Annotated in this window: 8 protein-coding genes and 1 other RNA gene; all 9 read left to right on the forward strand. The window is 41.9% G+C overall.

Annotation, left to right across the window (positions count from 1 at the left end; all coding sequences use genetic code 11):
* Positions 1 to 77: 77 nt before the first annotated feature.
* Positions 78 to 1,370, forward strand: coding sequence for a phosphopyruvate hydratase (eno, locus tag R8925_RS13185; RefSeq protein ID WP_430536264.1), 1,293 nt, complete (start codon positions 78 to 80; stop codon positions 1,368 to 1,370).
* Between the two features lie 225 nt (positions 1,371 to 1,595).
* The gene (locus R8925_RS13190) at positions 1,596 to 2,309 is read left to right on the forward strand and encodes an alpha/beta fold hydrolase (protein ID WP_430536265.1); all 714 of its coding nucleotides are present in this window, start codon (positions 1,596 to 1,598) and stop codon (positions 2,307 to 2,309) included.
* A 240-nt stretch (positions 2,310 to 2,549) separates the two neighbouring features.
* The gene (locus R8925_RS13195) at positions 2,550 to 3,293 is read left to right on the forward strand and encodes an alpha/beta hydrolase (RefSeq protein ID WP_430536266.1); all 744 of its coding nucleotides are present in this window, start codon (positions 2,550 to 2,552) and stop codon (positions 3,291 to 3,293) included.
* Between the two features lie 102 nt (positions 3,294 to 3,395).
* Entirely contained in the window at positions 3,396 to 3,842 is a 447-nt protein-coding gene (locus R8925_RS13200; protein ID WP_430536267.1) for a carboxymuconolactone decarboxylase family protein, read from the forward strand.
* 118 nt (positions 3,843 to 3,960) lie between these two features.
* Entirely contained in the window at positions 3,961 to 4,191 is a 231-nt protein-coding gene (gene secG / locus R8925_RS13205; protein ID WP_430536268.1) for a preprotein translocase subunit SecG, read from the forward strand.
* A gap of 447 nt (positions 4,192 to 4,638) precedes the next feature.
* Positions 4,639 to 5,385, forward strand: a complete 747-nt coding sequence (locus R8925_RS13210; protein ID WP_430536269.1) for an alpha/beta hydrolase — start codon at positions 4,639 to 4,641, stop codon at positions 5,383 to 5,385.
* Between the two features lie 27 nt (positions 5,386 to 5,412).
* Positions 5,413 to 7,770 carry a ribonuclease R gene (gene rnr / locus R8925_RS13215; RefSeq protein WP_430536270.1) on the forward strand — a complete coding sequence of 786 codons (2,358 nt, stop codon included), beginning with the start codon at positions 5,413 to 5,415 and terminating at the stop codon, positions 7,768 to 7,770.
* 15 nt (positions 7,771 to 7,785) lie between these two features.
* Entirely contained in the window at positions 7,786 to 8,250 is a 465-nt protein-coding gene (gene smpB / locus R8925_RS13220) for an SsrA-binding protein SmpB (RefSeq protein WP_036069391.1), read from the forward strand.
* A gap of 330 nt (positions 8,251 to 8,580) precedes the next feature.
* Positions 8,581 to 8,948: a transfer-messenger RNA gene (gene ssrA / locus R8925_RS13225) on the forward strand.
* Positions 8,949 to 9,067: the final 119 nt, after the last annotated feature.

The following is a 9,067-nucleotide window of genomic DNA, read 5'->3' on the forward strand; positions in this document are numbered from 1 at the left end:
GCTAAAATAAGAAGGTAAGCAACCGGTAATTCGGTCACTTCCTTACAAAAATTCATTTTTAGAGGAGAGTATAAATTATGTCTATTATTACTGAAGTATACGCACGCGAAGTTCTTGATTCCCGTGGTAACCCAACTATTGAGGTAGAAGTTTACACAGAGACTGGCGCATTTGGTCGCGCATTAGTTCCAAGTGGCGCATCTACTGGTGAATATGAAGCAGTAGAATTACGTGACAACGATTCAAGCCGTTACATGGGTAAAGGTGTTTTGAAAGCAGTTGAAAACGTAAATGACATTATTGCAGACAAAATTATCGGTTTTGACGTAACAGACCAAATTGGTTTAGACCAAGCAATGATTGAGCTTGATGGTACTGAAAACAAAGGTAAATTAGGCGCTAACGCAATTCTAGGTGTTTCTTTAGCAGCAGCTCGTGCAGCAGCAGAAGAATTAGGCCTTGAGTTATACGAATACATTGGTGGCGTTAACTCGAAAGTATTGCCAGTTCCAATGATGAACATCGTTAATGGTGGCGAACATGCTGACAATAACGTAGATATTCAAGAATTCATGGTTATGCCAGTTGGAGCTAAAACTTTCTCTGAAGCATTACGTATGGGTACTGAAATCTTACACAACCTAAAAACAGTTCTTAAAGGTAAAGGCCTAAACACTGGTGTTGGTGATGAAGGTGGGTTTGCTCCTGACCTTAAATCTAATGAAGAAGCATTAGAAACAATCATCGAAGCAATCAAAAAAGCTGGTTATACACCAGGTGAGCAAGTTAAATTGGCAATGGACGCAGCATCTTCTGAGTTCTATAACCGCGAAACTGGTAACTATGAACTTAAAGGTGAAGGCGTAACTCGTACGTCTGAAGAAATGGTTGCTTGGTACGAAGAATTAGTGAACAAATACCCAATTATCTCTATTGAAGATGGTTTAGATGAAAACGATTGGAAAGGTCACAAACTATTGACAGAACGCCTTGGCGATCGCGTACAATTAGTTGGTGATGACTTGTTCGTTACAAATACGAAGAAACTAAAAGAAGGAATTGACAATGGCATTGCTAACTCAATCCTGATCAAAGTTAACCAAATCGGTACGCTTACTGAAACATTAGACGCTATCGAAATGGCTAAACGCGCTGGTTACACAGCAGTTATTTCCCACCGTTCTGGTGAAACAGAAGACAGCACAATCGCTGACATCGCTGTTGCAACAAACGCTGGGCAAATCAAAACTGGTGCTCCAACTCGTACAGACCGTGTTGCCAAATACAACCAATTGCTACGTATTGAAGATAACCTAGGTAACTTAGCTCAATATCACGGCGACGATACTTTCTACAACTTGAAAAAATAATCGCTATGAAGTTTAGGTCCTCCAGAGTATTTTGGGGGGCCTTTTTTATGTAAGGATATTATGTACCTAACGACTACTGTACTAAAAATGAAACAGCTTATAAAGCGTAATAGCAGATAAGACACAAAATAAGCTAATTCCAGTTAGCAAAATACGATTGCATTCTTGGAGCTAATATTTGATTTTTTTGCTATAATAACCTTACTAAAAGGTCTGGTGATAGCGATGAAAGCATATGTGAATGGAATAGAACTCTCATATCATATTTATGGTAATGGTGAACCGCTTGTTTTGTTGCATGGAAATGGGCAGAGTCACGGTTCCTTGAAGCGACAAATCGACTTCTTTCGAAAAAATTATCAAGTGATTGCGGTGGATTCTCGAGGTCATGGCAAGTCAGAGCTTGGTTTCCGACCGCTTGATTTCCAGATTATGGCGATAGATGTTTTATGTTTATTGGACTTCTTGAAAATTAATAAATATCGAGTCATTGGATATAGTGACGGTGGAATTATTGCGTTGGAAATGGCGATATATCAACCGGAAAGGCAGAAGCAGATGGTTGTGATTGGGACGAATTATGATGCAAGCCAGATTAAATGGTGGGCTAATATTTTTACATTTGTTGCGTATTTAGTCTCGATTCTTCTAACACCGTTCAGTTTCTTTTTCAGGCGTATTAGGGCGCAGATGAGGCTGATGATTTTTTATCCGCATATTAAAGAAGAGGATTTAGCTAGGATTTCAGCGCCGATGTTAGCAGTTATGGGTGAATATGACGTGATTTCAAAAGCGGATGTTCAGAAAATGGTGAAGCTTGTGCAGCGCGGAGAGATGGTTGTGGTTCATAATGGCACCCATTTTTTGATACGGCAAAAGCCGAGCGAGTTGCATACGATTATTACTTCCTTTTTTGACAAAGATGTGACGCAAATATAGGGATAAAGTCGGGAAATAATGTTTTTCTACAGATTTGATGAAAATTAGATTGACAGTTTCTCCGTTTGGCGTTATCATATGTCTATTGTATAAATTACTGACCCCAAAAACGGCGATTGTGAATGCTACCAAATCCTTTGATACCAACGGTTTTCGGACTTCGAATCAAAAGCTGGCAATTCACGCAAATATGGCGTACAATGAGGGCAAGTTAAGGAAGATGGAGGAGTGCAATTAATCATGAGTACGGATCGTAGCTTTCTTTTAAAAGCAGGTAGTCGTGCTGTTCTATTACTGCATGGATTTGCAGGAACGACAGAGGATGTTAGAGAATTAGGGGAATATCTAGCAGAGAATGGTTATACAGTGTATGCACCAAATTATCGCGGCCATGGCGAAGAACCTGCAATTTTCTTGAAAACCACGCCAGATATGTGGTATGAGGATGCAAAGGCGGGTTATGAGCATTTACAAGGCTTAGGATATCACGAAATAGCAATAGTAGGCGCTGCAATGGGTGGTGTTTTTGCTCTGAAAATGGCTGAAACATTTAATCCGAAAGCAATCGCTCCACTATGTGCGAACGTGAATCGTAAAATGCGATATATTCCAGTGGAGAAATATCTATTAAAGAGTATGAGCAAAATGGGAATTGCAGACAGCGAGGCAGAAGTAATGCTCGCTAATTATGCACCTGAGATAAAAACAATGACAGATGCGCGTTCTGCATTTTATAAAGCAGTGGCGACAGATATTGAGCGAATCGAAGTACCAACGATGATTGGACAAGGTTGTCAAGATGAAGAGATTTCAGCTGATGACGCGAACTATATTTTCAAAAATATTCACTCGGATGATAAACAATTGTGTTTCTATGCGGGCTCGGGTCACGATATTACAACGGACTGCGAGAGAGAAATTTTGGCAGAGGATTTAGTTTACTTCTTGGATGATTTAATGTGGTTAGAAGAAATCGTTGTGTAAGATTTGTGAGGAATGCCTGAACGTGAGGTGTTCCTTTTTTGTTAGTTGCTTTGGCTATTGAGAAGTCGTATTATTAGGAGAGAATAGAGAGGAGAATGTGAAATGAGTGCGCGTTTTAATTTAGCAAAAGAAAATTTGGAGGCTTATACAGCGATTGGTAAGTTGGATACGTTAGGTCGGGAAAGTAGTATTCCAAAAAAGTTACAGGAATTGATTAAGATTTATGCTTCGTGTTTGAACCATTGCGCGTTTTGTATTGATATGCACACGAAAGAAGCTTTGGAAAATGGTGAGACGGTGCAACGTGTGGTGGGCGTGAATGCTTGGCGTGAGGCTCCTTTTTATTCGGATAAGGAACGCGTGGTATTGGAGCTTGTTGAGGAAGTAACGTTTATTCACCAACATGGCGTATCTGACTCGGTTTATGCAGAGCTTGAGAGGTTGTATAGCGAGAAAGAGATTGGTGAGCTGTACTTATTGATTGCAACGATTAATGCTTATAATCGATTGGGAGTTATGAGTCAGTTGCAACCAAAAGCAGACAAATAAGTTTGTGAGAGAATTTACCGTATTTGATGGTGAATCCTCTTTTTAACGCTTTACCTTCTATACAAAATATGCTATCATAAAAGATAGTCAAAAAGAGGACGGTTTAGGAGGAAAGAGCATGAATACAGCATTAACAATTTTATTAGTTATTGTATCAATATTGTTAATAATCGTAGTTGTTCTTCAACCAGGTAAGAGTAACGGGTTATCCGGAGCTATCTCTGGTGGAGCAGAAGAACTATTTGGTAAACAAAAAGCAAGAGGACTTGAACGTATTTTACATCGTACAACGATTGTTTTAGCGGTAATCTTCTTTGCAATATTGATTGCTTTAGGATTTTTCTTGTAATTATGAAAAGTGATGAACTCCACCTGAATTTTGCGGGTGGAGTTTTTGTTGCTGGGACTGTTGTGGGCTATGCCCGTTACAGCTCCAGTATGAGTGCGAGCGGAGCGAGCATTCGTTCATTAATGCCCGCAGAATGAGACTAAACTCCAAATACAGATCCTAGTACGCGAAATCAATTTACTGAACCTAGGTAAAGCAAGCTCTTATTCCACCAACTAGATGGAATACAAACGCTTTCGCTCGATTTGTGTAGTGCCAAAACTTGATTTTACCCAGAAAGATTTAGTTTGATTTATTTCAGGGATAAGAGTGTCAAAATGGTGATTAGAAATTATTGAAGTTTTATGCATGTTAGGCACAAAATTCAACACCTCCTTTTTGAATTTTGTGGGTGGAGGCGGTACACTGGGGATAAGGATATTTTTAGAATGAAGGGGATTTTTTGATATGAAAATGAAGGCGCCAGAGCCATTTTTATTTGAGACTGGGAAACGGGCGGTATTGTTGCTACATGGATTTACGGGAAGTTCGGCAGATGTTCGGATGTTGGGACGTTTCTTACAGGATAATCAGTATACTTGTTATGCGCCGCAGTATAGGGGGCATGGTGTATCACCGGATGTGTTGTTGACAACGGGGCCTGATGATTGGTGGCGGGATGTTCTTGAGGCTTATGATCATTTGAAATCTCTGGGCTATGAGGAGATTGCAGTGGCCGGACTCTCACTGGGCGGGCTTTTCTCATTGAAATTGGGATATAATCGACCGCTTAAGGGGATTGTTGCGATGAGCACGCCAACGCGGATGGATAGTTCATCGCCGATTATTCAAGGTTTTCTGGATTATGTTCGTAATTATAAGAAGTATGAGGGCAAGTCGCCAGAGCAGATTGATGCGGAGGTGTTGGCATATAAGGATGCACCGATGGATACGATTGCTAAATTGAAAGATGAGATTCAGGATGTTATTCCACAAATTGATATGATTTATACGCCAATTATGGTCGTTCAGGGGAAAAAAGATCAGATGGTGGATGTAAATGGTGCGGAATTGATTTATAATAAGGTAGAGTCAGATCAAAAGGAACTGAAATGGTACGATAATTCTGGACATGTTATTACGATTGATAAGGAGAAGGCTCAGTTGCAAGCTGATATTTTAGCCTTTTTAGATACGCTGGATTGGCATGTTTAAGTTTTACGAAGAGAGAGGAGGGAAACAATGAAGAAAATAGAGGATAAGATTTTAGATTTTATGAAGGAATCGCCGAAAAAGACGTTTTCGCTGGATGATTTAGAGGCGGAGATGGGTTTGCGGGATGCGGACGATTTTAAGGCGATGGTGAAGTCGCTTGTCGCAATGGAAGATCGCGGGGATGTGATTCGAACAAAGAAGAACCGTTATGCATTGCCGGAAGAGCTTGATTTTGTGAAGGGAACTTTTCGAGCGCATGAGAAGGGCTTTGGATTTGTACTTCCTGAGGATCAAGAAATGGATGATATTTTTATTCCGCCGACGCAGGTGAACGATGCGATGAACGGGGATATTGTTTTTGCTAATATTACGAAGATAAAAGGCGATAATTTAGCAGAGGGTACGATTCATAAGATTGTAGAGCGAAAGACGTCGCAAGTGGTTGGGACGTATATGGAAGATTTGATTGGTGACCCGATTGTGATTCCTGATGATAAAAGGACTTTTGGTCAGGTGGAAATTGATTTGGCAAGCGGTTTGAAACCTGTGGATGGCCATAAGGTGATTGTGGAGTTGACGGAGTATCCGGAAGGTCGACATCGTGCGCGTGGTATTGTCAAAATGATTATTGGACACCGAAATGATCCTGGCGTTGATATTTTGTCGATTATTCATAAGCACGGAATTCCGATTGCGTTTCCGGATGAAGTGATGGAGGAAGCTAATAAGGTTCCAGCTGAGATTTCGCAAAGTGATATTGGGGCGCGTCGTGATTTGCGTGATCAGGTTATTATTACGATTGATGGTGCGGATGCGAAGGATTTGGATGACGCGGTCACAGTGACGCAACTTCCAAATGGAAATCATAAACTAGGTGTACATATTGCGGACGTTAGTTCGTATGTGACGGAGGGCTCAGAGCTTGATCGTGAGGCAGCAGAGCGTGGCACAAGTGTATACTTGGTGGATCGGGTTATTCCGATGATTCCGCATCGTTTGTCTAATGGGATTTGTTCGCTGAATCCGCATGTGGATCGCTTTACGATGTCGTGTGAGATGGAGATTGATGCGTCTGGAACGGTCGTTTCGCATGAGATTTTTGAGAGTGTGATTAATACAACGGAACGGATGACGTACACAGATGTTAATGACATTTTAGTGGCGGAGGATGCCGGGTTGCGTGAAAAATATGCACCGATTGTGCCGATGCTTGAAGATATGTATGCTTTGTCCAAGATTTTGAATAAGAAGCGGGATGCGCGTGGTGCGATTGATTTCGACTTTAAAGAGGCACGTATAGTCGTGGATGAACAGGGACATCCAACTGGGGTTGTGACGCGAGAACGTTCGGCGGGTGAGCGCCTGATTGAGGAATTCATGCTGGCAGCAAATGAGTGTATCGCGGAGCATTTTTTCTGGATGCAAGTACCGTTTATTTATCGTATCCATGAAAACCCACGGGAAGAGAAGTTACAGCGTTTCTTCGAGTTTATTACGAATTTCGGCCTGGTTGTGAAGGGAACGGCGAATGATGTGCATCCGCGGGCTTTGCAACAAGTTTTAGAAGAGGTCAAGGGAAAACCAGAAGAGATGGTTGTTTCGACGATCATGCTTCGTTCAATGCAACAGGCGAAATATGATACGGCGAATCTGGGACATTTCGGACTATCAACGGAGTATTATACGCATTTCACATCGCCGATTCGTCGTTATCCGGACTTGATTGTGCATCGTTTGATTCGGGAGTATTTGATTCACGGAGATATTGATGATGCGACGATGGCGAAATGGTCGGAGCGTCTCCCAGAAATTGCAGAACATACGTCGAAAATGGAGCGCCGGGCTGTTGAGGCTGAGCGTGAAACGGATGAGCTCAAGAAAACTGAATACATGGTAGATCATGTGGGTGAGATTTTTAAAGGTATTATTAGTTCGGTGACGAATTTCGGTATGTTTATTGAGTTGCCAAATACGATTGAAGGTCTTGCGCATGTGAGTACAATGAAGGATGATTATTACCAATTCCATCAAAATCAGTTGGCAATGGTTGGTGAGCGTACTGGTCGTGTGTACCGGATTGGTGACGAGGTGGAAGTTGAGGTTACAAAGGTAGACGTAGATCATCGCGAAATCGATTTTGCGCTTCGTAGTCTTGGTAAGGAAACTCCTGGATTCAAACGAGGCAAGAAGACGGTGGAGGTTTCGAAATCATTTAAGAAAAATAAGAACCGTCCTAGTGGCGATAAAAAACGGAAGGACAACGATTCATCGCGTAAGAAAGGTAAGCAGAGCGGTGGGGATGCTGGACAACCGAAGAAGAAAAAGAAGAAACCATTTTACCAAGGTGTGGCTAAAGGTACAAAGCCGAAGAAGCCACGTCGCTAGAAGGGAAGATGTATCATGCCTAAAGGTGAAGGGCGTTTATTAGCGCAAAATAAGAAGGCACGTCATGATTATGCGATTGAGGAGACTTTTGAAGCTGGGATTGTGCTTCAGGGAACGGAGATTAAATCGGTGCGTAATGCGCGCGTGAATTTAAAAGATGCTTATGCACGAATCGATCGTGGTGAAATTTTTCTGCACAATATGCATATTAGTCCGTATGAGCAGGGAAATCGCTATAATCATGATCCACTTAGGACACGTAAGTTATTGTTACACAAGAAGCAGATTAGTAAATTGATTGGTGAAACAAAGGAGGCGGGGTACTCGATTATTCCGCTAAAAATGTATATCAAGGATGGCTACGCAAAAGTGCTGATTGGTGTGGCGAAGGGTAAGAAAAAGTATGATAAGCGTCAAGATTTGAAGAGTAAAGAAGCGAAGCGGGATGTGGAGCGGGCGTTTAAAGAAAGACAGCGCTAAAAGGATGGCTCTCTGATTGGCTTTAATTTGCCATCTATGAGCCATTCGTGTATAATGATAAGTACTGTCACGTTTGGTGTTTCGCAAAGAGGAACATTTTTCTCGTGGTACATGGATACTAACTCTAAACTATGCAGAATCTCGTAACCCTTCAATTGGGTAGGACGAAGATTACGCTTTAAACAAATTGAGCGAAAGCGTTTGTATTCAGCAAGTTTTGTAGAAACCGGAAGCGGAGTGTACGACTTGTACATGAGAACCGGAAGTCTGCAAAACTTGCTGAATGCGAGCGGTTGTCGCCAATTTACTAGGATTAGGCTCTATTATCGCGGGGACGTTACGGATTCGACAGGGATAGTTCGAGCTTGGATTGCGAGTCGGGGGGATCGACCTCGTTACTAACGTCAAAGCCAATAATAACTGGCAAAACTAATAATAACCTAGCTTTCGCTGCCTAAGAACAGTCGATAGCTGATCCTCCGTGCATCGCCCATGTGCTACGGTAAGGGTCTCAAATTAAGTGGGATACGATTCTAAATCTCCGTCTGGGGTTTAGAAGGAGAGCATAATCAGACTAGCTTTATGGAAGCCTGTTGTCGGGCTGATGTATATGCGAAAATCTAATACGATGACTACGCTCGTAGATGTCTAAGTGCCGTTATTTCTGGACGTGGGTTCGACTCCCACCGTCTCCATTACATGGGGAAACGCTTGAAGCATTGTGTGTCAATGTTTTAAGCGTTTTTTGTGCGCCCAGCATGCGCAAATGCTAGGTGGTGAAAGTCCACTACAGGCTTGGCAGTAGGAACTGTTAGCT

The sequence above is a fragment of the Listeria rocourtiae subsp. hofi genome, from assembly GCF_963575615.1.
Classification (GTDB): domain Bacteria; phylum Bacillota; class Bacilli; order Lactobacillales; family Listeriaceae; genus Listeria_A; species Listeria_A hofi.

Bases quoted from the DNA above. Each gene is read 5' to 3' on its own strand.
- eno (WP_430536264.1), top strand. From the start codon at position 78: ATGTCTATTATTACTGAAGTATACGCACGCGAAGTTCTTGATTCCCGT.
- R8925_RS13190 (WP_430536265.1), top strand. From the start codon at position 1,596: ATGAAAGCATATGTGAATGGAATAGAACTCTCATATCATATTTATGGT.
- R8925_RS13195 (WP_430536266.1), top strand. From the start codon at position 2,550: ATGAGTACGGATCGTAGCTTTCTTTTAAAAGCAGGTAGTCGTGCTGTT.
- R8925_RS13200 (WP_430536267.1), top strand. From the start codon at position 3,396: ATGAGTGCGCGTTTTAATTTAGCAAAAGAAAATTTGGAGGCTTATACA.
- secG (WP_430536268.1), top strand. From the start codon at position 3,961: ATGAATACAGCATTAACAATTTTATTAGTTATTGTATCAATATTGTTA.
- R8925_RS13210 (WP_430536269.1), top strand. From the start codon at position 4,639: ATGAAAATGAAGGCGCCAGAGCCATTTTTATTTGAGACTGGGAAACGG.
- rnr (WP_430536270.1), top strand. From the start codon at position 5,413: ATGAAGAAAATAGAGGATAAGATTTTAGATTTTATGAAGGAATCGCCG.
- smpB (WP_036069391.1), top strand. From the start codon at position 7,786: ATGCCTAAAGGTGAAGGGCGTTTATTAGCGCAAAATAAGAAGGCACGT.